Below are 22992 nucleotides of genomic sequence, written 5' to 3' on the forward strand. Positions count from 1 at the left end.
AATGGTGATCGATTGGCCCTGGAAGGCGGTCCACTCGGCGCCTAGGCTCTTCACCGTGACCACCAAAGTCGATTTCTACTTCGATCCGATCTGCCCGTTCGCCTGGATCACCTCCCGGTGGATCCTGGAGGTCGAGCGCCACCGCGAGCTCGACCTCACCTTCCGGGTGATGAGCCTGTCCGTCCTCAACGAGGGCCGCACCGACCTGCCCGAGCGCTACCAGCGCCTGATGACCACCGGCTGGGGCCCCGTCCGGGTCTGCATCGCCGCCGCCGAACAGCACGGCGAGCACGTGCTGCGCGACCTGTACACCGAACTCGGCACCCGCCTGCACGACCAGGACCGGCCCGCCGACGACGCCGTCATCCGGGAGGCCCTGGTCGCGGCCGGGCTGCCGGAGGAACTCGCCGCCGCGGCCGACAGCACGGCGTACGACGTCGCGCTGCGCAAGAGCCACCACGAGGGCATGGACCCGGTCGGCGAGGAGGTCGGCACGCCGACCATCCACGTCGACGGCGTCGCCTTCTTCGGCCCGGTGCTGACCGCCATCCCGCGCGGCGAGGACGCCGTCCGGGTCTTCGACGGGGTGCGGCTGCTGGCCGGCTACCCGAACTTCTTCGAGCTCAAGCGGACCCGGACCGGCTCGCTCGACTTCTCCTGACGGCCCCGGCCGGCCCCCGCGCCGGGGCCGGCCGGTTCGTCCTGGACCTCCCGTCCGGGCCCTTCTCGCCCCACCATGGAGAGGAAGGCCCGGCGACGGAGAGGCGGTGAGCGTGGATGATCACCCGAGTCCGGCTGCGCGCCGCCCGCCACCCCGCGACCCCGCCGCCCCCGGGCGGGGGCCCCGGGCGGCCCCGCACCCCCGGCGGCCCGCCGCCCAAGCCGCCCCCGCCCGCGATGCGCCGCTGGCTGCTGCCCGTCGCCGTCCTGGTGACCCTGCTGCTGCTCGTCCTGTTCTCGCGCTCCGGCTCGACCGGCGCCACCTACGGCTACACCGACTTCCTCAACCGGGTCGGCGCCGGCCAGGTGCAGACCGTGGACATCACCGACACCGGCGGGGTCACCGGCACCCTCAAGGACGGCACGCACTTCACCAGCCAGATCCCGACCGCCCTGGACACCTCCCAGCTCAGCGGCGAGCTGGCCGGCCAGCACGTCGACATCACCGCCAGCCGCGGCGGCGGCAGCTCGATCTGGTCGACGCTGCTGCTGTTCCTGCCGCTGCTGCTCTTCGGCGGGCTGTTCCTGTGGTCCGGCCGGATGGCCGCCCGCTCGCTCGGCGGCGGCCTGAGCGCCATCGGCCGCTCCCGCGCCAAGATCATCGAGGCCGAGCGGCCCGCCACCCGCTTCGCCGACGTCGCCGGGTACGAGGGCGTCAAGCAGGAGGTCAGCGAGGTGGTCGACTTCCTGCGCAGCCCCGAACGCTACGCCGCCGCCGGCGCCAAGGGCCCGCGCGGGGTGATCATGGTCGGCCCGCCCGGCACCGGAAAGACCCTGCTCGCCCGGGCCGTCGCCGGGGAGGCCGAGGTGCCCTTCCTCTCCGTGACCGGCTCCGGCTTCGTCGAGATGTTCGTCGGCGTCGGCGCCTCCCGCGTCCGCGACCTCTTCGACGAGGCCCGCAAACGCGCGCCGTCCATCATCTTCATCGACGAGATCGACGCCGTCGGCGGCCGCCGCGCGGGCGGCACCCGGCTCGGCGGCAACGACGAGCGCGAGCAGACCCTCAACCAGCTGCTCTCCGAGATGGACGGCTTCGACCCGACCACCGGCATCGTCGTCATCGCCGCCACCAACCGCCCGGACGCCCTCGACCCGGCCCTGCTGCGCCCCGGCCGGTTCGACCGCCAGGTCACCGTCCCGCTGCCCAACCAGGCGGAACGGGCCGCGATCCTCGCCGTCCACGTCCGCGGCAAGACCCTCGCCCCCGACGCCGACCTCAACCGCATCGCCCGCGGCACACCAGGCTTCTCCGGTGCCGACCTCGCCAACCTGGTCAACGAGGCCGCCATCAACGCCGTCCGCGGCGACCGCGCCACCCTCACCGCCGACGACCTCGACGCCGCCCGCGACCGCGTCCTGCTCGGCCGCCGGGACTCCTCCAACGCGCTGCTGCCCGAGGAACGCCACGCCGTCGCCGTCCACGAGTCCGGGCACGCCCTGACCGCCGCGCTCTGCGAACACGCCGACCCCGTCGCCAAGGTGACCATCCTCCCGGCCGGCGTCGCCCTCGGCGCGACCGAACAACTCCCCGAAGCGGAACGCCACCTGTACACCGAGGGCTACCTCACCGACCTGATCACCGTCCAGCTCGGCGGGCGGGCGGCCGAGCTGGTGGTCTTCGGCGAGGGCTCCACCGGCGCCGCCAACGACCTCGCCCACGCCACCGGCGTCGCCACCCGGATGGTCCGCGAATTCGGCCTCTCCCCGGAACTCGGCCCGGTCGGCTACTCCAGCGGCTCCCCGAACTACCTCGGCGATGGTCCCGAGGACCTGTTCCGCCGCCCGTACTCCGAGCAGACCCAGCGCGCCGTCGACGAGGCGGTGGCCCGACTGCTGCGCCGCGCCGAACGCCGCGCCGTCGACCTGCTCCGCGAACACCGCCACCACCTCGACGAACTGGCCGCCCTGCTGGTCGCCCAGGAGACCGTCGACGGCGCCGTCGTCCTCGACATCCTGCGGCACCCCGCGTAGGCGCCCGCCCCGGCCTGCCGCAGCACCGCCACCACCTCGTCGAACGCTTCGAACCCGCTGGTAGCGTCCTGGGCGGGCACCCACCGTGTCACCTTCACCCGGGAGTCGATATGACCGAACCCCTGTCCGCCGACCTCCAGCGGGAGATCGCCCGCACCCTGCGGGTGGCCCCCGTCCCCAGCCCCGAGCGGGAGGCCGAGCGCCGGGCCGACTTCCTCGCCGACCAGCTCCGGGCGGCCGGCGCCCGCACGCTGGTGCTCGGCATCAGCGGCGGCGTCGACTCCACCACCGCCGGGCGGCTCTGCCAGCTCGCCGTCGACCGGCTGCGTGCCGCCGGACACCCGGCCGAGTTCTGCGCCATGCGGCTGCCCTACGGCACCCAGGCGGACGAGGCGGACGCCCGCCGCGCGCTCGACTTCATCCGGCCGGACCGGACCCTGACCGTCGACATCAGGCCCGCGACCGACGCCGCCCTCGACGCGCTGACGTCCGCCGGCCTCGCCTTCGCCGACCGCTCCCACGAGGACTTCGTCCGCGGCAACGTCAAGGCCCGCCAGCGGATGGTGGCCCAGTACGCGGTCGCGGGCGCCACCGGCGGCCTGGTCGTCGGCACCGACCACGCCGCCGAGGCGGCCGTCGGCTTCTTCACCAAGTACGGCGACGGCGCCGCCGACGTGATGCCCCTGGACGGGCTGACGAAGCGTCAGGTCCGCTCCCTGGCCGAGGCCTTGGGGGCCCCGGTGGACCTCGTCCACAAGACGCCCACCGCCGACCTGGAGAACCTCGCCCCCGGCCGCCCTGACGAGGACGCCCTCGGCGTCCCCTACGAGGCCCTGGACGACTTCCTGGAGGAGCGGCCGGTGAGCGAGGAGGTCTTCCGCACCGTCCTCGGCCACTACCGCCGCACCGAGCACAAGCGCCGCCCGCCCGCCACCCCGGCGTAGGGGCCGGGCGGGGACGGCGCCGTCGCCGGCCCCGCCGACGACCCGGGCGGGAGCACGGCTACGGTACGGGGAACAGGTGTTCGACATCGAGGGAGGATAGCGTGGACGAGGTGACGTCGCGTCCGGTGGCGTGGGTGGTCGGCGGCCGGGAGGAGGTCAGGGACGACGACTGGGGGAGCGTCGGCGCGGTGATCCGGCTGGACGGCGCGCAGTTCGGTGAGGAGGCGCTGTACGGGCTGGCGGACTTCTCGCACCTGGAGATCGTGTACCACTTCGACCGGGTGCCCGCCGACAAGGTGGAGACCGGGGCCCGGCGCCCGCGCGGCAACCCGGACTGGCCGCTGGTCGGCATCTTCGCCCAGCGCGGCAAGAACCGCCCCAACCGGCTCGGCGTCTCGCGCTGCCGGCTGGTCCGGGTGGACGGCCTGGACCTGCACGTGACCGGGCTGGACGCGGTGGCCGGTACGCCGGTGCTCGACATCAAGCCCTACCTGGCCGAGTTCGGCCCGCGCGGCGAGGTCAGCCAGCCCGCCTGGTCGGCGGAGCTGATGCGCGCCTACTACGACGCCGGGACGAACTGACACCGGGACGAACTGACGCCGAGTCGGCTTCTGGCCGCGCGCCGCTGCGGGGCGGGGCCCCCGCCCCGCAGCCGTACGCCCCGCGGCGGCGGGCCCTACTGCGTCGCGATCCAGTCCGTGACCAGCGTGTCCAGCACTCCCAGCGGCAGGCTGCCGTGCCCGATCAGCTGGTGGTGGAACTCCCGGATGTCGAACCGGCCGCCCAGCGCGGCCTGCGCGCGCTCGCGGTGCCGGACGATCTCCCGGCGGCCGATCAGGTACGCGGTCGCCTGGCCCGGCCAGGCGAGGTAGCGGTCGATCTCGTTGCGGACGTTGGCCTCGGTGGTGGCCGTGTTGTCCCGCATGAAGGCGATCGCCCGCTCCCGGGACCAGCCGTAGTGGTGCAGCCCGGTGTCCACGACCAGGCGCACGGCCCGCAGCGCGTCGAGCGAGAGCATGCCGAAACGGGAGAGGTCCGAGCTGTACAGCCCCATCTCGTCCGCGAGCCGCTCGGTGTACAGGCCCCAGCCCTCGACGTGGGCGGTCAGCTGGCCGCTCGGCCGGCGCCGGAACTCCGGCAGGTGGTGCAGCGTCTGGGCGACGGCGATCTGCAGGTGGTGGCCGGGCACGCTCTCGTGGAAGGCGATCGCCTCGTACTCGTACCTGAACCTGGTCTGCGGGCGCAGCGTGTTGATCCAGTGGGTGCCGGGCAGGCCGCCCGGGCCCGGCGGCTGGTAGTAGGCCAGCGGCCCGGTCTCCGCCTCGATCGGGTCGATCTCCCGGGTCACGCAGTCGGCGATCGGGTAGGCCCGGAAGTAGTCGGCCGAGGCGCGGCGGGCGCGCTCCAGCGCCGCGTCGACCAGGGCGATGATCTCCCCGGCGCTGCCGAAGCGCAGCGCGCGGTCCTCCCGCAGCGCGGCCAGCACGGCGTCGGGGCCGGTGATGCCGAGTACCTTGCCGCCCAGCTCGGCGAACTCCTCGCGCAGCTGCGCCAGGGTGTCCAGGCCGATCCGGTGGACCTCCTCCGGGGTGAGCCCGGGCCGGGTGTAGCGCGTGACGGCGTCGGCGTAGCCCTCGGCGCCGCCGGGCACGTGGCAGACCCCGGCCCGGTCGTCCGGCCGGGCGTCCGCGGCCAGCCGCTGGGCCAGGCCGGCCCGGTAGCGGGCCACGGCCGGGCGCACGCCGTCGAGGACGATCACCCGGCCCCGGTCGAACTCCGGGCGGCCGTGCAGCGCGCGCAGCACCTGGTCGTCGTCCGGGCCGGCGACCAGGTAGGCGTCGAGCTGGTCGAGGGCGGCGTCGACGCCGCTGCGCAGGGGCGTGCGGCCCTCGGCGGCGGCGTCCAGGTGGAGCTGCAGGGCGGCGTCGAAGTAGCCCGGCAGGCCGGCCAGCCGCTCCAGGTACGCGTCGGCGCCCTCCTGGTCGACGGAGGTCATGGCGAGCGAGGTGAAGGCCTCGTTCTGGGGCGCGGTGATGGTCGCCGAGATGCTGAAGTCACCCAGCCCGTGGGTGATCCGGCCGGTGCCGTTGTCGATCAGCCGCCCGAGCACGCGGTGGGTGACCAGGTCCTCGCCGGCCAGCGCGTCCACCGGGATCGCGGCCAGTCGCGCCCCGAAGCCCGCCAGCGCGTCCCGGTGGCGCAGCGCGGCCGCGCGGGACGGGTCGGGCACCTCGTGGGCGTAGCCCTCGACCCCGCTCAGGGTCGCGTCGAACGGGGCGTGGGCGTTCTCGGCGGCGAAGTACTCCTCGGCCAGGGCGGCGAGTGCGGTGGGGGCGGTGAGCGCGGCGGGTTCGTCGTGGTGCGGTTGGTCGGTCATGCGCGCTCCCCGGTCCGGTGTGGTCAGAGTGACGAGGGTTGCCTGGGCGCCCCGGTGGCGCCGATTATTCGGAGTCGGCGGCGGCGCGGTCAATACGCGGCGCGGGGAAAGGGGTTCTCCCCGGCGCCCGGTGGCGCCGCCGCGACCAGGGCGATCCGACCGTCCAGTGACCCCGCTGACCGTGCTGCCCCTGCTGCCTGTGCCATCCGCGAGCTCCCTGTCCGCATGTCCGCCGACGACTGTGCCGACGCCCGTGGAACGGACGTCGGCACCAGCCCTGCGCAGGGATCTGACCGTCGGGCCCGGCCGGCGGCCGGAGCGCGCGGGTCAGCCGGCCTTGGCGGCCTTGGCAGCCTTGGCGGCAAGCGCCGCGGCGTCCTTCTCCTGCTTCTCCTTGATCCGGACGGCCTCCTTGCGGACGTCCACCTGGTTGGCGCGCTCGTGCTGCAGCCAGAGCGGGTTCTCGGCCTTGACGGCCTCGATCTGCTCGGTGGTGAGCGCCTCGGTCACGCCGCCGCGGGCCAGGCCGGCGATGGAGACGCCGAGCTTGGCGGCGACCACCGGGCGAGGGTGCGGGCCGTTCTGGCGCAGCTCCTGGAGCCACTGCGGCGGGTCGGCCTGAAGCGCGTTGAGCTCCTCGCGGGAGACCACACCCTCCTGGAAGCCGGTCGGCGCCGCGTCGAGGTAGATCCCCAGCTTCTTGGCGGCGGTGGCCGGCTTCATGGTCTGGCTGGTCTTCTGCTTGAGCGATGTCATGGTGACAAGGGTAAGGGAGTGCGCGGGCGCTCCCGGTCACGGTCGGTAGCCTTGCCCTGTGACAGACATGCAGGTGAACCCGTCCTTCCGGCTCGTGTACGTCCCGGGCGTGACCCCCGGCAAATGGGTCCGGGTGTGGTCCGAGCGGCTCCCGGACGTGCCGCTCGACCTCCTCGCCGTCCCGGCCGGGGACGGCGAGGCGACCCTGCGCGAGGGCACCGCGGACGCCGGACTCGTCCGGCTGCCCGTCGACCGGGACGTGCTCAGCGCGATCCCGCTCTACGCCGAGACCACCGTCGTGGTCTTCCCCAAGGACCACTGGCTCGCGGCCGCCGAGGAGGTCGCGCTCGGCGACCTCGCCGAGGAGGTGGTGTTCCACCCGCTCGACGACACCCTCGGCTGGCCGGGCGGGCTGCCCGGCCGCCCGGCGATCGAGCGCCCGGCGAGCACCGCCGACGCCGTCGAGCTGGTCGCGGCCAACGTCGGCGTGCTGCTGGTGCCGCAGTCGCTGGCCCGGCTGCACCACCGCAAGGACCTCACCTTCCGGCCGGTCGCCGAGGCGCCGCAGTCCCAGGTGGCGCTCGCCTGGCCGGAGGACCGCACGACGGACCTGGTCGAGGAGTTCATCGGCATCGTCCGGGGCCGTACGGTCAACAGCTCGCGCGGGCGCGGCGCCCAGCCGGCGGCGGAGCCGCAGAAGGCCGCGGCGCCGCGCAAGTCGCAGCCGCAGAAGGGCGGCCAGCAGAAGTCCGGCCAGCAGAAGGCGGGTCAGCACAAGGGCGGCCAGCAGAAGGGCCGGCCGAAGCCCGCGGCGGGCGGCCGGGGCGCGGCCGCCGCCAAGCGCGGCAAGCCGAAGCGCCGCTCGTAGGTCCTGTCCCGCTGGAGTCCCGGGTTCGTCCGGGTGCTGGCCGGGGCCCGGCGGGGCGCGTACCGTCGGGCCCGGGCGGTGCCCGCCCCGTCCGGCCGAGGGGTTGAAGGAGCGGGGCCATGTGGCACGACCTGGTGATCGTCCAGATTCCGATCGTGGAGAAGATCCTCCGCACGATCGCGGTCTACGCGCTGATCCTGATCCTGTTCCGGATCGCGGGAAAGCGCGGGCTGGCGGGCCTGAACACCTTCGACATGGTGGTCATCTTCCTGCTGTCCAACGTGGTGCAGAACGCGATCATCGGCAATGACAACAGCCTGCTCGGCGGGGCCATCGGCGCGGTCACCCTGATCGCGGTGAACGCCGCCGTCACCCGCTGGCTGGCCCACGACCCGCGTGCCGCCCGGCTGTTGGAGGGCACCCCGACCACCGTGGTGCGCGACGGCAAGCTCGTCCCGGGCGCGCTGCGCGGGCTGGCGCTGCGCGCGTCCGAGATCGAGCACGCCGTTCGCGTCCAGAACGGCGACTCCATCCGCGACGTCGCGGTCGGGCGGCTGGAGCCCGACGGCCAGTTGGTGATCACCCTCAAGCCCGCCGAGCAGAGCGCCACCCGCGGCGACGTCGAGGACCTGCACCGACGGCTGGAGGCCATCGAGCGGCTGCTCACCACCCTGGCGGCGGACCGGCGCGGCGAGGACTGACCCGGCGGCCACCCCAGAGGTCTGGGATGGGAACGGCCGCACCCGGCCCGGCAGGATCGGCGTAGACCACTTCCGTCCACACTCGCCGGGCCCTTGTCCGGCCGGAGGAACGCATGCTGCGCAGACTCTCCTGGATCCCGGCCCTGACGGCCGTCCTGCTCGCCCTGGTGGCAGGGCCGACGGCCGGTACGGCATCCGCCGCGACCGAACGCGAATTCCTCCAGGGCTACGGGCAGTTGGTGCCGCTGCCGGCCCCGGTGACGCCGGCGCAGCAGTGCGTCGAGCGGCGGCTGTTCCTGGACGCCGGCACGTACGCCTGGAGCTTCAGCACGCCGGGCGGCAACGTGCCGTCCCAGGACGTCCAGCTCTCCTCGGGCTGGTTCCGCTGGACGATCTGCGTGTACCCGCGGGCGTCCGTCTACGGCGCGACCACCTGGCTCGACCCGGAGACCTCCGGCCAGCCGCACCTGGAGCGGACCACCAGCTTCGACGTCACCTTCGCCTACACCTACACGTGGGAGTCCATGCTCTACCGCTGGCAGGGCATCCCCCGCCCGCCGCGCACATGACGTTCCGTCAGGCATGGCTCCCGTCCGCGCCGCGCGGGGCGGGAGCCCCGGTCACCACCGCCGGCGGGCGAGGGTGGCCGTGAAGGGACGGGGGGACAGCGAGGAGCTGCGGGTCGGGCGGACCGGGCGGCCGGGGGTGGGGGTGACGGTCCAGCGGGCCGCGATGGTGGCGATGGCGAGGGCGGCCTCGGTGGTGCCGAACACGTCGCCGATGCAGCGGCGGGGACCGAGGCCGAAGGGGGCGTAGGTGCCGGGGGAGGGGCGGGTGTTGGTGAGCCAGCGGTCGGGGTCGAAGCGGGCGGGGCAGACGAAGACGTCGGCGCGGCGGTGCAGCAGGTACGGGCTGAACAGGATGGTCGCGCCGGCCGGGACGCGGTGGCCGCCGAGTTCGGCGTCGGCGGCGACGACGCGGCTGAGGATCCACACCGGCGGGTAGAGCCGCAGCGTCTCGGTGACCACCCTGGCGGTGAGCGGTAGGGCGGGCAGGTCCTCGTGGCGGGCGGGGCGGCCGTCGAGCACGGTGTCCAGCTCGGCGTGCAGGCGGTCGCGGACGGCCGGGTGGGCGGCGAGCAGGGTCCAGGCCCAGGAGAGGGTGGCGGCGGTGGTCTCCATGCCGGCGAGCAGGAAGGTGACCACCTGGTCGTGGATCTCGGCGTCGGTGAGCCCCCGCCCGTCCTCGTCGCGGGCGCTGAGCAGCATGGACAGCAGGTCGTTGTGGTCGGTGCCGGCGGCCCGGTAGTCGGCGATCAGCCGCCGGGTGACCTCCTTCAGGTCCTGCTGGGCGCGGCGGAAGCGGCGGTTGCCCGGGGTGGGGATGCGGTCGGCGCCGGGCAGCGGCATCATGACGCGCCGGCCGACGCCGCGGGTGATGACGTCCATGCTGTCGTGGACGGGCAGCGCGCCGGCCCGCTCGTGGGCGGCGAACAGGCAGCGGGCGGTCACCGCGGTGGTGAGGCGGTACATCGCGGCGGGGACGTCGACCACGTCGCCGTCGCTCCAGGAGGCGGTGGTGCCGGCGATCTCCTCGGCCATCATCGCGGCGTAGCCGGGCAACCGGTCGCGGTGGAACGCGGGTTGCAGCATGCGGCGTTGGCGCCGGTGCGCGGCGGCCGGGCAGGTGGCCAGGCCGTCGCCGAAGACCTCGCGGGCCTTGTCGAGGACGAGCCCGCCCTTGTCGTAGGTGCGGTCCTCGGCGAGCAGTTGGCGGACCAGTTCGGGGTGGCAGGCGACGTACGCGTCGAGCGGGCCGAGCCGTAGCCGGACGAGGTCGCCGTGGGCGGGCAGGCCGGCGACGAACTCCAGTGGCCGGCGGACGAAGGCGGGGGCGTGGCCGAGCAGCGGGAGGGCGCCGGGGGCGGTGGCCGAGGTGTACTGGGTGGGCACGGGCGTCACCTTGGAGTTGGGTGGGAGGACCGGATCGGTTCGTGATCCGGCCTTTCCTCGGGGCCGCCGGCGAAACGATCTCCGACCGGCGGGTGGGGGGAACGCGGGGGCGCATGCCGAACGCCCGTGCGCCGTCGGGGTTCGGCGACGGGAGCCGGGGGTGGGGTATCCCCCGGCGCGGCCCCACGCCTACACTGCGAACTCTTGCGCGACTACCGGTCAGTAGGGATTGGGGAGTTCGGATGACCGACGAGCGGGCCCACGGGTTCACCGACGACGCCCTCGGCGCGCACGACGCCGTGGCCCTGGCCGCCCTCGTCCGCGCCGGCGAGGTGGCCCCCGTCGAACTGGCCGCGGCCGCCGCCGCCCGCGCCGCCCGGATCGACCGGACGCTCACCCCCGTCGCCCACCCGTCCTACGACCGGCCCCGGCTCGGCCCGGACGGCACCGACGGCCCGCTGTACGGCGTCCCCACCTTCCTCAAGGACAACGTCGACCTGCGCGGCCTGCCGACCGGCATGGGCAGCGAGGCCTTCCAGGCCCGCCCGGCCCGGCGCAACTCCCGCTTCACCGACCAGTTCCTCGCCACCGGCCTGGCCGTCCTCGGCAAGACCCGGCTGCCCGAGTTCGGCCTCAACGCCTCCACCGAGTTCGCCACCGCCCAGCCGGTGCGCAACCCGTGGAAGCCCTCGCACTCGGCCGGCGCCTCCTCCGGCGGCTCGGCCGCGCTGGTCGCCGCCGGAGTGGTGCCGATCGCGCACGCCAACGACGGCGGCGGATCGATCCGCATCCCGGCCGCCTGCTGCGGACTGGTCGGACTCAAGCCCACCCGGGGCCGCCTGGTCACCAACGCCCAGAGCGGCAAGCTGCCGATCGACCTCGTCACCGACGGCGTGCTCACCCGCTCCGTCCGCGACACCGCCGCCTTCTACGCCGCCGCCGAGCGCCACCACCGCAACCCCGCGCTGCCCCCGCTCGGCCTGGTCGAAGGCCCGGGGCGGCGCCGGCTGCGGATCGGACTGGTCGTGGACTCGCCGCTCGCCACCACCGACGGACCCACCCGCGCCGCCGTCGAGCAGACCGCCGCCCGGCTGGCGGCACTGGGCCACCACGTCGAGGAGACCACCCTGCCGTTCGGCGAGGAGTTCTCCCGCGACTTCGTCCTCTACTGGGGCTACATCGCCTTCGCCATCGCGGTCAGCGGCCGGCTGGTGCTGGACCGCAGCTTCCGGATCAACCGGCTCGACGGCCTGACCACCGGGCTGCGCCGGCTCTACCAGCGGGAGTTCCTGCACACCCCGGCCGTGCTGCGTCGACTGCGCGCCGCCGAAGCCGCGTACGCGGGCCTCTTCCGCACCCACGACGCGATCCTCTCGCCGGTCCTCGCGCACGCCGCCCCGCCGATCGGCCACCTCAGCCCGAACGTGGCCTTCGACGAGCTGATCGAGCGCCTCCAGCGCTACGTGGCCTTCACCCCGGTCAACAACGTGACCGGCGGCCCCGGCATCGCCCTGCCCACCGGCGCCGCACCGAGCGGCCTGCCGATCGGCGTGCACCTGTCGGCCGCGCACGGGCAGGAGCGGCTGCTGCTGGAGCTGGCCTTCGAACTGGAGGCGGACCGGCCCTGGCGGCGGATCCAGGACTGACCCGGCCCCCGGCCGGCCCGGCCCTCAGGCGGGCACCACCGCCCGGGCCGCCTGCACCTCGCGGTGCAGCCGGCCCAGCGCGCAGTCGGGCGGGAGGGCGTCCGGCCCGGCCTCGGGCAGCGGCCCGCCGCTGCGCAGCGCCCCGGCCAGGTCGCCCAGCTCCCGGACGACGGCGCCGACCTCGGCCGGGGACGGCGCCGGAGCGCCGTGCTCGACCCGGACCCGGGTGGCGGTCGTGGTGTCCACGATCCGCTCGACCGCGATCACCAGCGGCCACCAGGCCTCGGCCCGGGCCCCGACCGGCGGCGGTTCGGTGAGCGCCCGCTGGAACTCGCTGCGCACGGCGGACAGGTCCCGGTAGAGCCGCCGCCGGTACCGGGCGCGGGCCGGCTGGTCGGCCCCGGGCGCGGTGGTGAAGGCCAGCGAGACGTACGCGGCGGTGTCCGCGACGGCGTCGGCCAGCCGCTCCCCGATCCGGGTGTGCCAGGAGTCCGGCCACAGCAGGTAGCCGGTCAGCAGCGCGATGCCGCAGCCGATCAGCGAGTCGTACAGCCGGGGCAGCACCAGGTGGAAGCCCCGGTGGTTGAGCAGGTCGGAGAGCAGCAGGATCACCGGGGTGATCGCCGCGGTCTGGAACGCGTACCCCTTCGCCGACAGCACCGGGATCAGGGTCGCCAGCGCCGCCATCACCGGCACGTCCCACCAGCCGTGCGGCACCTCGGCCAGCACCGGGATGGCGACCAGCAGCCCGGCGGCGGTGCCGAGCGCGCGCAGCACCGCCCGGGAGAACACCGAGCCGAAGTCGGGTTTCAGCACGAAGGTGACGGTCAGCGACACCCAGTACGAGCGGGGCACCGCGATCACCGACACCAGGATCTGGGCGAGGCCGATGCACAGCGCCAGCCGCAGCCCGTACCGCCAGGACGCCCGGGACAGCAGCAGCGCGTGGGCGGCCCGGCGGGCGCGGATCTGCAGTGCGGCGGGCCGGCCGAGCGGGTCGTCGCCGGCGTACGGGTCGGGTGCGGGCTCGTGCGCGACGGCCCGGGCGTGGCCGATCGCGGCGACCAGGGCGCGGGTGGACGGTCCGGCCGGATCGGGCAGTCCGGGCGGCGGGGCCGACCCGACGCGGCCCCGCTCGACGGCCGCGGCCAGCTCGCGCACCGCCGCCGGGTAGGCGGGCGGCAGCGGACCGTACTCGCGCGGGCGCAGCTGCGCCGCCGAGGCGGCCTCCACCACCGGGACGGCGGCGTTGAGCTGGGCGAGCAGCCGGACCAGGGTGGGGGAGCGACCGTGCCGGCGGGCCCGCCGGGCGAGCAGCAGGTCGTAGGACTGGTTCAGCGACTGGGTGAGCGCCTGCCGCGCGTCGTCGGCTCCGGGGGTGCCGGCGGCCTCCAGGAAGTCGGCGACCGACCGGTAGGTGCCGGCCACGGCGGAGCGCTCCGGCGCGCCGCCGCGCAGCGGCCAGGCGAGCAGGGTGAGGCCGAGCACCAACAGGCCGCCGAGCAGCAGCAGTCCGGGCGGCAGCCACCAGGGGGAGGGCAGCGGCAGCCCGGCGCCGACCACCGCGTTGAGCAGGAGGAGCAGTCCGGACACCGAGGCGACCGCGCCGATCGAGGAGATCATGCCGGAGACCAGGGCGACGGCGGTCAGCACGGCGACGGCCGTCCAGCCCGCACCGTACACCAGGGTGCCGAGCAGGATCCCGAGGGCGCCGAAGAGCTGCGGCACGGCGATGTTGAACACCCGCATCCGGTAGGCGTCCGCGGTGTCCCCGATGACCCCGGACAGCGCACCCATCGACACCAGCGCGCCGTACCCGGGCCGGTCGGTGGCCGTGCCGACCGCGAGCGGCGCGGCCAGCGCCACCGAGGCCCGGGCGGCGGCGGCCCAGGGGACCGGCGCGGCCTTGGGGCGCAGGCTCGCGGTCAGCCAGCCGGGCGGGGTGAGCCGGGTGGCGGCGGGGCGGTGTGCCATAGGCCCAACGTACGGCGCGAAGGACGGGGCGCAACGCTGGGGAACTCGTTTCGGTTCACGTCCGGGTATGTCAATTCCCGAAACATACCCCTGCTTATGTCACTCTCCGAAACATAAAGCGAACCCCGAGGGGCCATCTGAACTGCGCGGATTTCCCTATTGGTAACCAGCCGTCGAGGGTTGACACCATTAGTTGGTCTAGTCCAACGTATGAGGGGCGCGGTTCGGCAGGGGCTGAGGCGGGGTGAGAGGCCGTGCCGGACCGATGAGTTGGCCCCCTGACGTGGCGGAACCTTGCACGGCCGGGGCCCGGGCGAGGTGGAGCGCATGCGGACGGCATGCGGTCCACGGACTGAATTCCACGCACGGCCGGTGACGGGCCGTCGGCTCGCCGTGCCCGCACTGTGCGTCCAGGAAGCGCTGCGTCGACTACGAACCATGGAGTGACTGCCCATGCCGAGCCCTGACGGATATCTGCACCGAGCCGCCTCGGCGCGCCCCTACTTCAGCGAGGACGGGGAGAGCTACCTCGCGCGCACGGCGCTGCGCGAGGTCCGCAAGGAGCGTCCGCTGCGGGTGCTCTCCGAGGAGGACTTCGCGTTCTGGCAGACCTACGGCTACATCGTGGTCAAGGAGGCCGTCCCGGCCGAGGCCGCACGGCGCCTGCTCGACTTCGCTTGGGACTTCCAGGGCCTCTCGCCCGACCGCCCCGACGACTGGTACCGCGAACGCGACTACCGCGACGAACTCGACCGGGAACTGCACATCTACGGCTTCGTCGAGGCCTACCACCACCAGCTGATCTGGGACAGCCGGCAGGCCCGGAGGGTCTACGACGCCTTCGTCGACGTCTGGGACTGCGAGGAGCTCTGGGTCACCCTCGACCGGCTCAACCTCAACCCGCCGAACATCCGCAACCGCGACCGCGCGCTGATCGAGCCCACCGACCGGGGCTTCGACATCGAACTGCACTGGGACGTCGACACCACCCAGGGCATGCTGCCCCAGCGCGTCCAGGGCATCATCGCGCTCGACGACACCCGGCCCGACCACGGCGGCTTCCAGTGCAACCCGGAGCTGTTCCGCCGCTTCAACGAGTGGCAGGCCGCCCAGGCCGCCGACCGCGACCCGATCCGCCCGGACGTCGACCGCACCGAGTTCCCGGTGGTGCGGCCCGAGTTGAAGGCCGGCGACCTGCTGATCTGGAACGGCCTGCTCGCCCACGGCGTCGCCCGCAACACCTCCGAGAACGGCGTCCGCGCCGTGCAGTACCTGTCGATGATGCCCGCGCTGGAGGAGGCCGCGCAGATGCGCCGCTCCCGGGTGGAGTCCTGGCGCACCCTCGCCACCCCGGACTGGAACCGCACCCTGGTCGGCGACGCGACCCGCCACGAGTCGCTGCGCTACGGGCCCGCCGAACTCACCGAACTCGGTGAGCGGCTGCTCGGCCTGCGCTCCTGGCACGACCCGGAGCCCACGGGCGACCGGCCCGCCCCGCAGCAGCCCGCCGAGTCCGCGGGGGAGCCGGCATGCGCGCCGTCTGCCTGACCCTGCCCACCAACCGCGAGTGCGCGGCCACCATCGCCGCGATCGGCGCCGAAGCCGCCTACGCCGCACGGCGGTTCGGCGTCCGGGTGCACCTGCTGATCCTGGACTCCGCCGACCCGGCCACCTACCGGCGACACGCCGAGGCCGTCGCCGCGCTGCCCGCCGTCGGGTCCGGTGCCGCGTCCGCCTTCGGGTCCGGTGCCGGGTCCGGTGCCGCCTTCGAGGCCGGGGAGGTGGTCGTCCACCACCTCGACGAGGCCGCCCAACGCGGCTTCCTGTGCGACGTGATCGAGCGCTCCGGCGCCGCCGGCCCGGACGGGCGGCCCGGCGACAAGCTGCTCGACCTGATGCTCCCCGACGCCGTCTCCTACGGCGCCTGCACCAACCGGGCGTTCCTGCTCGCCGGCGCGCTCGGCTGCGCCTCCGTGCACCGCCGCGACTCCGACAGCGCGTACCAACTGCTCGACGGCGAACCGGTGTTCCCGATCGAGCACGAACTCGCCACGCTCGGCCTCAAGGCGGCCGACGCGGCCGCCGCCGTCACCGAGGTCACCCTCGACCCGGTGCACGCCGACAAGCCCGTCGCCCTGGTCGGCGGCTCCTTCGTCGGTGAACTCTCCGTCGACATCGGCGAGATCCGCGAACTCGACCCGGACGCCTACCACCAGGTCGTCGCGCTCTGGGCGCCCACCGGCGCGAGCGAGCGGGAACGCCGCGAACTCGTCGCCGACTCCTTCACCGGCGGCGGCACCGACCCGTTCCGCCACGACCGCGCCGTGCTCGACCTGCCCGACATCTGGCGGATCGACATGTGCAACGTCGCCCTCGACCACGAGGTCTACGACCGCGTCCCGCTGCCGCCCGCCACCGCCACCATCGGCAGCGACTACTTCCTGCTGCACCTCGTCCGCGACGCCACCCTGCCCGGCGTCGTCCACAACCGGCACATCGTCAACTACTACACCCCGGAACGGCGTACCGGCACGGGCTTCACCGCCTACCAGCTGCGCTACGCCAAGTTCCTGCTCTCCATGCTCTACCTGTACCCGGTCTACTCCGAGATGGAGGCGGCCGGCGGGTCCCTCCTCGACGAGGCGAACCACATCCGCGCCGACGTCATCGCCGACTCCGCCCGCCGCAGCGCCGCGACGGACCGCGCGGAGAACCACCGACGGCTCGACGCGCTGGACCACTGCTACCGGCGACTCGGCGGGAAGTACGCCGAGTTCGCCGACCACCTGGCGCCCCAGCGGGCGCGTCTGCTCGACGAAGCGCAGGCGGACATCGAGGACTTCGCGCTGCTGATCGACGCGTGGGGCCCGCTCATGCGGGCGAGCAAGGCCACGCCCGCCGACCGGCTGCCGCGGTAGCCGCACCGGGAGCCATTCGTGATACGTCAGACCATCGCCCACCGCGCCCCGGCGCACCACACCACCGCCCACACCGGCGTCGCGCCCGACCCGGCCGCGCACGACCGGACGGCGCTCCGCGCCGCCCTCGCCGCCGCCACCGACGACCGGATCATCTACGACCTCGACGGCATCGAGCGCCAGTACACCGACCTGATCGGCGAACTGCCCGACGTCGCCGTCCGGTTCGCCATGAAGGCCTGCCCGGTGGACGAGGTGCTCGGCCGCCTCGCCGCCCTCGGCTCCGGCTTCGACGCGGCCAGCCCGCAGGAGATCGCCCAGGCCCTGCGCACCGGGGTGAGCCCCGACCGCATCCACTACGGCAACACCATCAAGTCCGACCGCAACATCGCCGAGGCCTACCGGCTGGGCGTGCGCGACTTCGCCACCGACAGCCTGGAGGACGTCGCGGCCATCGCCGAACACGCCCCCGGTTCCCGGGTGTTCTGCCGGGTCGCCACCTCGGGCGACGGCGCGCTGTGGGGCCTGAGCCGCAAGTTCGGCTGCTCGCCCGAGGACGCCCTGCGCGTCCTGGACGCCGCCCGCTCGGCCGGCCTCACCCCGTCCGGACTCTCCGTGCACGTCGGCTCCCAGCAGATGACCGCCGAAGCCTGGGGCGCCGCTGTCGACTCGCTCGCCGCCGTCCTGGAGGCGCTCAACTGGCGCGGCATCACCCCGCAGCGGATCAACCTCGGCGGCGGCCTGCCCGCCCTCGGCGTCCTGGACCGGCACGGCCGCCCGCTCGATCCGCCGCTGGACAAGATGTTCGCGGTCATCCGCGAGGGCATGGACCGGCTGCGCACCGTCAACGCCGCGCCGCTGGACTTCCTGCTGGAGCCCGGCCGGCACCTGGTCGCCGACCACGGCGCCATCCGCGCCCACGTCGCCCGGCTCTCCTCCCGGCACCAGCTCGACGGCACCCGCGAGGACTGGCTCTTCCTGAGCTGCGGCAAGTTCAACGGCCTGTACGAGATGGACGAGCTCCAGTACCGGCTCGAATTCCCCACCCACCCCGGCGGCCAGTTCGTCAACGCCGTCGTCGCCGGCCCGACCTGCGACAGCGACGACGCGTACGCCCAGGAGGACGGCCTGGTGCGCGTCCCGCGCGCGATCGCCTCCGGCGAACCGGTCTGGATCCACTCCTGCGGCGCCTACGCCACCGCCTACACCACCCAGGGGTTCAACGGCTTCGAGCCGCTGCCCTACACCTGCATCGGCCAGACCGGCGGCCCGGACGGGGACTCGGGCAGATGACCGACCTCCGCATCCGGCTGCTCCAGGAGGGGGACTGGGACGGCGTCGTCGCGCTGGAGGAGCGCGCCTACGCCGCCAGCGGCCTGTCCGAAGGCCGCGAGGCGCTGCGTTCCCGCCACCGCGCCTCGCCCGACACCTGCTTCGTCCTGGAGCACGCCGGCGGCCTCGGCGGCTACCTGCTGGCCCTGCCCTACCCGCTGTTCCAGTGCCCCGACCTCAGCCGGGCCGAGGCCGGCGGCGTCCGCGCGTCCAACATGCACCTCCACGACCTGGTCGTCGCCGAGGAGTTGCGCGGCCGCGGCCTGGCCCACCGGATGCTGCGCGGCCTGGAGGAGGTGGCCCGGGCCCGCGGCTACCGCACCATGTCCCTGGTCGCCGTCCGCGGCTCGCAGGTGGTGTGGGCCCCGCTGGGCTACCGCGCCCGCCCCGAGATCGGACTGCCCGGGAGCTACGGCCCCGAGGCGCTCTACATGGCGATGCCGCTGAGCCCGGCCGCTGCTTCTGTCGCCGTCCCGGCCCCGTCCGCCGTCCCGGCCGCCGTCCAGGCGTTGACCCCCTCCACCGACCCGTCCCCCGGGTTCCCACCCAGAGCCGAAGTGGGCTGATGCACATGTCCCCCGTTCGCGACGACTTCCGCCGGTCCCAACTGGCCATCGCCGCACTGTTCTTCCTGCTCGGATTCCAGTACGCGACCTGGGTCTCCCGGATCCCCGCGCTGAAGACCCGGCTCGACCTCGGCGAGGCCCAGATCGGCCTGCTGCTGATGACCTGCGGGGTCGGCGCGGCGGTGTCCTTCCCGCTGGTCGCGGTGCTGATGCGGCGGTTCGGTTCCCGCCTGCTGTCCGTGCTCTCCGCGCTCGCCCTCGGCGGCGTCCTGGTCGCCCTGTCCGTGGTGCCCGACTACCCGCTCACCCTGCTGGTGCTGTTCTGCGACGGCGTCGCCGTGGGCTGCCTGAACGTCGCGATGAACGCCCAGGGCGCGGCGCTGGAGGCCCGCTACGCGCGGACCACCATGTCCCGCCTGCACGCCACCTTCAGCGCCGGCTCGCTGCTCGCCGCGCTGCTCGCCTCCGGCGTCACCGCCTTCACCGGCACGCTCGCCGTGCACTTCGGGGTCGCCGCCGCGCTGCTCGCGGTGCTGGTCGTGGCCGCCAGGCCCGGACTGCTCACGGACGACGCACCGGCCGCGGCGCAGGACGGGCCGGACCAGGCGCAGGCGTCCGCCGCGAAGAAGGACCGCCGCCGCTTCGTCCTCCCGGCCGCGGCGACCCTCTGGATGGGCCTGGCGATGGTGTTCGGCACCGTCACCGAGGGCGCCATGAACGACTGGTCCGCGCTGTACCTCAAGGACGTCGTGAACGCGGGTGCCGGGCTCGCCCCGCTGGGCATCGCCGTCGTCTCGGTGATGATGGTGCTCGCCCGGATCTTCGCGGACGGCTGGCGCACCCGCTTCGGCGACGGCCGGATCGTGCGGACCGGCAGCCTGCTGGCCGGCGCCGGACTGGCCCTCGCGCTGCTCGTCGGCGGCGTCGTGCCGACCCTGATCGGCTTCGCCTGCGTCGGCCTCGGCGTCGCGGCGGTCACCCCGTGCGTCTACGTCGCCGCGGCCCGCCAGGGCTCGGACGCGCTCTCCCTGGTCGCCGCGATGGGCACCACCGGGCTGCTCGCCGGGCCCGCCGTGATCGGCTTCATCGCCGACGCCACCAGCCTGGTGTGGGGCATGGCCGCCGTAGCCGTCTCCGCCGCGGTCGTCTCGCTCTGCGCCACCCGGATCAGCTGGCCCGCCCCGGAGCCCCGCCCCGAGCCCCATCCCGAGCCCCGTCCCGAGACCCGCGACGGCCGACTCGCCCCGGACGGGACCTAGCTTCGATGCCGGTGGCTCTGGCGGCTTCCAGGGCGAGTTTTCGCAGGTCAGTACCCTATGGAGCCCGTTTGAGTAAGTGGCGTTTGCCCTAGCTTCCCGCGTCGGTGCGGCTCCGGCGCCGGTAGCGCAGCACCTGCCGGAGCAGGAGGACCGCGACCAGCAGCCCGAGGCCGATCGCGAACCAGAGCTGGTAGCGGATCGCCGTCCGGTAGACGGCGCCGATGTTGGCCCCGGCCACGTAGCCGAAGGCGCCCCAGACGCCCGTCCACAGCGCGGCGCCGAGCAGGTTGAACGGTTGGAACCGGCGCCAGGGCATCTCCGTCGTCCCGGCGATGATGCCGTTGGTCTGGCGCAGCCCGTCCACGAACCGGGCGACCGTGACGACCTTGCCGCCGTGCCGGGCGAAGAAGCCGTCCGCGCGCTCCATCCGGGCCGGGGTGAGCAGCACGTAGCGGCCCCAGCGGTGGACGAAGGCGCGCCCGCCGGTACGGCCGATCAGGTAGCCGAGGCTGTTGCCGAGCGCGGCGGCGCCGATGGCGATCAGGAGGACGGCGGCGAAGTCCAGGTGGCCGCTGCCGGCGTACACGGAGGCGAGCACCAGGACGGTCTGCCCGGGCACCGGGACGCCGCAGTTGTCGAGCAGCACGAGCAGCGCCACCGCGAGGTACCCGTAGTGGTCCAGCAGTGGCGCGAGCCCGGCGAGCGCTCCGGGCAGCGGGGTCGTGGGGGCGGACACCGCTGCTCACCACCTCGCCCGGGTGGGGTGCGGGGCGGTGGGGGAGTCGGTCAGCGGTCCGCCGTGCGGTGCTCGATGTTGCAGTCGGGGCCGGGGTAGATCAGGCCCTCGTGGCCGTCCTCGAAGCGGACCACGTACGGCGGTTCGCCGTCGGTGCCGCGCACCTCGACGATCTCGCCCTTCTGGTCCGTCATGCCCACCGACCTGCTGTGGATGTGGAGCTGGTCACCTACCGCTGCCTGCATGGTCTGCTCCTCGGGTCGTGGCGGCCGCCTCCGCGGCCGTTCCGCTTTCCACTGTGCTGCGGCGGAGGCGGGCCCGCAACGGCGCGGGCGGACGGGACGCGCGGGACGGATGGCGGGGAAGGGCGTGCGGGGACCGGGCTCAGCCGGCGGGCGGCTGCTCCGCGAGGTAGCCGCGGACCAGCCGCTTGCACTCGGCGATCAGCGCCGGATCGCCCTGCGGATCGCCGCGGAAGGCCAGCTTGAGCACCGCGTCGGCGGCCTCCAGGGCGACCCGCAGGGCGAGGGTGAGCGCCGCCGGGTCGCCGGTGGCGAACACCTCGCCGCCGAGCGCCTGGAGACGCAGCGCGACGGCGGTGTTGTTGTCCACGCCCGGGTCGAGCAGGTGCCGGTCGTCCCGCAGCCCGGCGGGGGCGGCCGCGTCGGCGAGGCCGAAGTCGAGCTGGCCGAATCCGGGTACCGCGCGCTTCATCGCGACGAACTCCTCCACCGCGAGGTCGGTGAACCCGGCCGGGCCGAGGGGCGCGGCGGTCGCCAGCCGGTGGTCGAGCCGCTGGAGGTAGCGGTCGAGGTTGCGGCCGGCGAGGGCGGCCAGCAGGTCCTCCTTGCCGGAGAAGAACTGGTACAGGGTGCCGATCGGCACCTGGGCGCGCTGGGCGACCTCCTTCGTGGTGAGCGCGGTGGCGCCGACCTCGTCGAGCAGCCCGGCGCAGGCGTCGAGGATCCGGCCATACCGCTCCTGGCTGCGCTGCTGGACCGGACGGCGCCTGGTCACGGGGCCCCGCCCGGCGCTCTCGTGACTCCTGGTGTCGCCGCTCATGACGTCACTGTGCCGCATCCGCTGTGCCAGCGGCGAATCACCGGGGCGCAACGGGTCACGAGTTTCGGGCGGGAAACGAGTCGATCGGTGGCTGGAGCTGAACGTCACGGTGGCGGGAAGATGTCCACGAGTCGGCGATGGTCTTGTGGTGGACACGAACAACGGTTCATACTCCTCAGCGGATACCTTGCGTGATCAACTCGTGCCCTTTCGTGGTGAACGTGTGTCAGCTGTGGCGACGACGGACGAACCCGGCGCCACCCGAGGTCTGGATGATCCCGTGCGTTTCATACAACCTGTTCAGGTCCGATCCGCCGTGCCCGACTGTGCGACCCGTCATCCGGAAGGAGGGGGCCGGTTCGGTGACGCAGACTTCCGGAGGGCGTGAAGCCCTAGACACCGAGCAACACCGCCAGTTCCTGGAGTCCGGATACCTGGTCCTGCCCGGCCTGGTGCCGGAGCCGCTCGGGGCCAGGCTCGCCCCCGAGGTCGACCGCTGGGTGGACGAGGGCCTACGGGCCCGCTCGATAGCCGCCTGCACCGACCCCGCCCGGCACGGCCCGCCCCCGGTACTGGAGCTGGAACTGCCGGCCCACGGCCAACTCCTCACCCACCCACCGCTGTTACGGACGCTGGCCGGTCTGATGGGGCCGTCCTTCGTCTTCCACCACCTGCACAGCGACCGCCAGGCCCCGGGGATCCCCGGCAAGGCCTGGCACCACGACTGCGAGCCCAACGACCGCGCCGACCCGTCGCTGCTGATGGTCCACGCGCTGCACTACCTCGGCGGCCTGGACGAGAAGGTCGGCAGCCTGGCCGTCCTGCCCGGTTCGCACCGGCGTACCGTCGGCAAGACGGCGTACGCCCACCACGGCACCGCCGAACTGCCCGGCGAGGTGGTCATCGACCGGCTGCCGCCCGGCTCCACGGTGCTGCTCAACTCGGCGCTGTTCCACACCCGCAGACCGGCGCCGGACGGCCCGGGCAGGCCCCGCTACTTCATCGACGCCTCCTACTGCCAGGTGGGGGCGCGCTGGCGCCCGGTGAAGCCGCACTGGCGGCTGATGCTCGCCCGGGCCCGTGAACTCGGCCTGGCCGAGGGCCGGTGGCCGGAACTGTTCGCGGAACGGCACTTCACCGAGTACGTCGGAACCGCCTGACCGGAACCGTCCGGCGAGAAATGTCTGATCGGAACCGCCTGATCGGAACT

At 74.1% G+C, this 22992-nt stretch carries 21 protein-coding genes; 14 read left to right on the forward strand and 7 right to left on the reverse strand.

The window, feature by feature from the left end:
• The first annotated feature begins 1 nt into the window (after position 1).
• The 4 genes from ABT015_RS28335 (at position 2) to ABT015_RS28350 (ending at position 4216) form a co-directional block, all read left to right on the forward strand.
• Entirely contained in the window at positions 2 to 661 is a 660-nt protein-coding gene (locus ABT015_RS28335; RefSeq protein WP_502897410.1) for a mycothiol-dependent nitroreductase Rv2466c family protein, read from the forward strand.
• Positions 662 to 777: 116 nt separating this feature from the next.
• The gene (gene ftsH, locus ABT015_RS28340; protein WP_350883956.1) at positions 778 to 2691 is read left to right on the forward strand and encodes an ATP-dependent zinc metalloprotease FtsH; all 1914 of its coding nucleotides are present in this window, start codon (positions 778 to 780) and stop codon (positions 2689 to 2691) included.
• A 110-nt stretch (positions 2692 to 2801) separates the two neighbouring features.
• Complete coding sequence (gene nadE / locus ABT015_RS28345; RefSeq protein ID WP_350883958.1) at positions 2802 to 3635, forward strand: NAD(+) synthase; 834 nt, start codon at positions 2802 to 2804, stop codon at positions 3633 to 3635.
• A gap of 110 nt (positions 3636 to 3745) precedes the next feature.
• Positions 3746 to 4216 (forward strand): SAM-dependent methyltransferase, encoded by a 471-nt coding sequence (locus ABT015_RS28350; RefSeq protein WP_350884046.1) that lies wholly within the window; start codon positions 3746 to 3748, stop codon positions 4214 to 4216.
• Positions 4217 to 4311: 95 nt separating this feature from the next.
• Here ABT015_RS28350 and ABT015_RS28355 read toward each other — a convergent pair whose 3' ends face one another.
• Positions 4312 to 6012, reverse strand: coding sequence for a DUF885 domain-containing protein (locus ABT015_RS28355; protein ID WP_350883960.1), 1701 nt, complete (start codon positions 6010 to 6012; stop codon positions 4312 to 4314).
• 327 nt (positions 6013 to 6339) lie between these two features.
• On the reverse strand, positions 6340 to 6768 hold the full coding sequence (locus ABT015_RS28360; protein ID WP_350883962.1) for a DUF5997 family protein: 429 nt from the start codon (positions 6766 to 6768) through the stop codon (positions 6340 to 6342).
• 67 nt (positions 6769 to 6835) lie between these two features.
• Between ABT015_RS28360 and ABT015_RS28365 the strand changes: the two genes are divergently transcribed.
• From ABT015_RS28365 to ABT015_RS28375, 3 genes are all read left to right on the forward strand, one after another.
• Entirely contained in the window at positions 6836 to 7636 is an 801-nt protein-coding gene (locus ABT015_RS28365; RefSeq protein WP_402452010.1) for a LysR family substrate-binding domain-containing protein, read from the forward strand.
• A 119-nt stretch (positions 7637 to 7755) separates the two neighbouring features.
• Positions 7756 to 8337 (forward strand): DUF421 domain-containing protein, encoded by a 582-nt coding sequence (locus ABT015_RS28370; RefSeq protein ID WP_350883966.1) that lies wholly within the window; start codon positions 7756 to 7758, stop codon positions 8335 to 8337.
• Positions 8338 to 8450: 113 nt separating this feature from the next.
• Entirely contained in the window at positions 8451 to 8906 is a 456-nt protein-coding gene (locus tag ABT015_RS28375) for a hypothetical protein (RefSeq protein ID WP_350883968.1), read from the forward strand.
• 51 nt (positions 8907 to 8957) lie between these two features.
• Here ABT015_RS28375 and ABT015_RS28380 read toward each other — a convergent pair whose 3' ends face one another.
• Complete coding sequence (locus tag ABT015_RS28380) at positions 8958 to 10289, reverse strand: cytochrome P450 (RefSeq protein WP_350883970.1); 1332 nt, start codon at positions 10287 to 10289, stop codon at positions 8958 to 8960.
• Positions 10290 to 10531: 242 nt separating this feature from the next.
• Here ABT015_RS28380 and ABT015_RS28385 point away from each other — a divergent pair, with 242 nt between their 5' ends.
• Entirely contained in the window at positions 10532 to 11935 is a 1404-nt protein-coding gene (locus tag ABT015_RS28385) for an amidase (protein ID WP_350883972.1), read from the forward strand.
• Between the two features lie 24 nt (positions 11936 to 11959).
• Here the strand turns inward: ABT015_RS28385 and ABT015_RS28390 are convergent, their stop codons facing one another.
• Positions 11960 to 13909 carry an FUSC family protein gene (locus tag ABT015_RS28390; protein WP_350883974.1) on the reverse strand — a complete coding sequence of 650 codons (1950 nt, stop codon included), beginning with the start codon at positions 13907 to 13909 and terminating at the stop codon, positions 11960 to 11962.
• Positions 13910 to 14362: 453 nt separating this feature from the next.
• Between ABT015_RS28390 and ABT015_RS28395 the strand changes: the two genes are divergently transcribed.
• The 5 genes from ABT015_RS28395 (at position 14363) to ABT015_RS28415 (ending at position 19984) form a co-directional block, all read left to right on the forward strand.
• Positions 14363 to 15457 (forward strand): phytanoyl-CoA dioxygenase family protein, encoded by a 1095-nt coding sequence (locus tag ABT015_RS28395; RefSeq protein ID WP_350883976.1) that lies wholly within the window; start codon positions 14363 to 14365, stop codon positions 15455 to 15457.
• Positions 15439 to 16827, forward strand: coding sequence for a DUF6271 family protein (locus tag ABT015_RS28400; protein WP_350883978.1), 1389 nt, complete (start codon positions 15439 to 15441; stop codon positions 16825 to 16827). Before ABT015_RS28395 ends, ABT015_RS28400 begins: the two co-directional genes overlap by 19 nt.
• Before the next feature lie 150 nt (positions 16828 to 16977).
• A complete protein-coding gene (locus ABT015_RS28405) occupies positions 16978 to 18120 on the forward strand; it encodes a type III PLP-dependent enzyme (protein ID WP_350884049.1) in 1143 nt (380 codons plus the stop codon).
• A complete protein-coding gene (locus ABT015_RS28410) occupies positions 18117 to 18725 on the forward strand; it encodes a GNAT family N-acetyltransferase (RefSeq protein ID WP_350883980.1) in 609 nt (202 codons plus the stop codon). Before ABT015_RS28405 ends, ABT015_RS28410 begins: the two co-directional genes overlap by 4 nt.
• A gap of 5 nt (positions 18726 to 18730) precedes the next feature.
• On the forward strand, positions 18731 to 19984 hold the full coding sequence (locus tag ABT015_RS28415; protein ID WP_350883982.1) for an MFS transporter: 1254 nt from the start codon (positions 18731 to 18733) through the stop codon (positions 19982 to 19984).
• Between the two features lie 88 nt (positions 19985 to 20072).
• Here ABT015_RS28415 and ABT015_RS28420 read toward each other — a convergent pair whose 3' ends face one another.
• The 3 genes from ABT015_RS28420 to ABT015_RS28430 all read right to left on the reverse strand — a co-directional run bounded on the left by ABT015_RS28420 (position 20073) and on the right by ABT015_RS28430 (position 21782).
• Entirely contained in the window at positions 20073 to 20720 is a 648-nt protein-coding gene (locus ABT015_RS28420) for a DedA family protein (RefSeq protein WP_350883984.1), read from the reverse strand.
• Between the two features lie 50 nt (positions 20721 to 20770).
• Positions 20771 to 20965, reverse strand: coding sequence for a DUF1918 domain-containing protein (locus ABT015_RS28425; protein ID WP_350883986.1), 195 nt, complete (start codon positions 20963 to 20965; stop codon positions 20771 to 20773).
• Positions 20966 to 21104: 139 nt separating this feature from the next.
• Complete coding sequence (locus tag ABT015_RS28430; protein ID WP_350883988.1) at positions 21105 to 21782, reverse strand: TetR/AcrR family transcriptional regulator; 678 nt, start codon at positions 21780 to 21782, stop codon at positions 21105 to 21107.
• A 362-nt stretch (positions 21783 to 22144) separates the two neighbouring features.
• On the opposite strand from ABT015_RS28430, the gene ABT015_RS28435 reads away from it, so the two are divergent.
• Positions 22145 to 22942, forward strand: a complete 798-nt coding sequence (locus tag ABT015_RS28435) for a phytanoyl-CoA dioxygenase family protein (RefSeq protein ID WP_350883990.1) — start codon at positions 22145 to 22147, stop codon at positions 22940 to 22942.
• The last annotated feature ends 50 nt before the right edge of the window (positions 22943 to 22992 follow it).

The organism is Kitasatospora sp. NPDC094016 (assembly GCF_040304045.1).
In the GTDB taxonomy this organism is placed as follows: Bacteria; Actinomycetota; Actinomycetes; order Streptomycetales; family Streptomycetaceae; genus Kitasatospora.

Coding starts and splice junctions, on each gene's coding strand:
- ABT015_RS28335 (WP_502897410.1), top strand. CDS start 2: ATGGTGATCGATTGGCCCTGGAAGGCGGTCCACTCGGCGCCTAGGCTC.
- ftsH (WP_350883956.1), top strand. CDS start 778: ATGATCACCCGAGTCCGGCTGCGCGCCGCCCGCCACCCCGCGACCCCG.
- nadE (WP_350883958.1), top strand. CDS start 2,802: ATGACCGAACCCCTGTCCGCCGACCTCCAGCGGGAGATCGCCCGCACC.
- ABT015_RS28355 (WP_350883960.1), bottom strand. CDS start 6,012: ATGACCGACCAACCGCACCACGACGAACCCGCCGCGCTCACCGCCCCC.
- ABT015_RS28360 (WP_350883962.1), bottom strand. CDS start 6,768: ATGACATCGCTCAAGCAGAAGACCAGCCAGACCATGAAGCCGGCCACC.
- ABT015_RS28365 (WP_402452010.1), top strand. CDS start 6,836: ATGCAGGTGAACCCGTCCTTCCGGCTCGTGTACGTCCCGGGCGTGACC.
- ABT015_RS28370 (WP_350883966.1), top strand. CDS start 7,756: ATGTGGCACGACCTGGTGATCGTCCAGATTCCGATCGTGGAGAAGATC.
- ABT015_RS28375 (WP_350883968.1), top strand. CDS start 8,451: ATGCTGCGCAGACTCTCCTGGATCCCGGCCCTGACGGCCGTCCTGCTC.
- ABT015_RS28385 (WP_350883972.1), top strand. CDS start 10,532: ATGACCGACGAGCGGGCCCACGGGTTCACCGACGACGCCCTCGGCGCG.
- ABT015_RS28390 (WP_350883974.1), bottom strand. CDS start 13,909: ATGGCACACCGCCCCGCCGCCACCCGGCTCACCCCGCCCGGCTGGCTG.
- ABT015_RS28395 (WP_350883976.1), top strand. CDS start 14,363: ATGCCGAGCCCTGACGGATATCTGCACCGAGCCGCCTCGGCGCGCCCC.
- ABT015_RS28400 (WP_350883978.1), top strand. CDS start 15,439: ATGCGCGCCGTCTGCCTGACCCTGCCCACCAACCGCGAGTGCGCGGCC.
- ABT015_RS28410 (WP_350883980.1), top strand. CDS start 18,117: ATGACCGACCTCCGCATCCGGCTGCTCCAGGAGGGGGACTGGGACGGC.
- ABT015_RS28415 (WP_350883982.1), top strand. CDS start 18,731: ATGTCCCCCGTTCGCGACGACTTCCGCCGGTCCCAACTGGCCATCGCC.
- ABT015_RS28425 (WP_350883986.1), bottom strand. CDS start 20,965: ATGCAGGCAGCGGTAGGTGACCAGCTCCACATCCACAGCAGGTCGGTG.
- ABT015_RS28430 (WP_350883988.1), bottom strand. CDS start 21,782: ATGAGCGGCGACACCAGGAGTCACGAGAGCGCCGGGCGGGGCCCCGTG.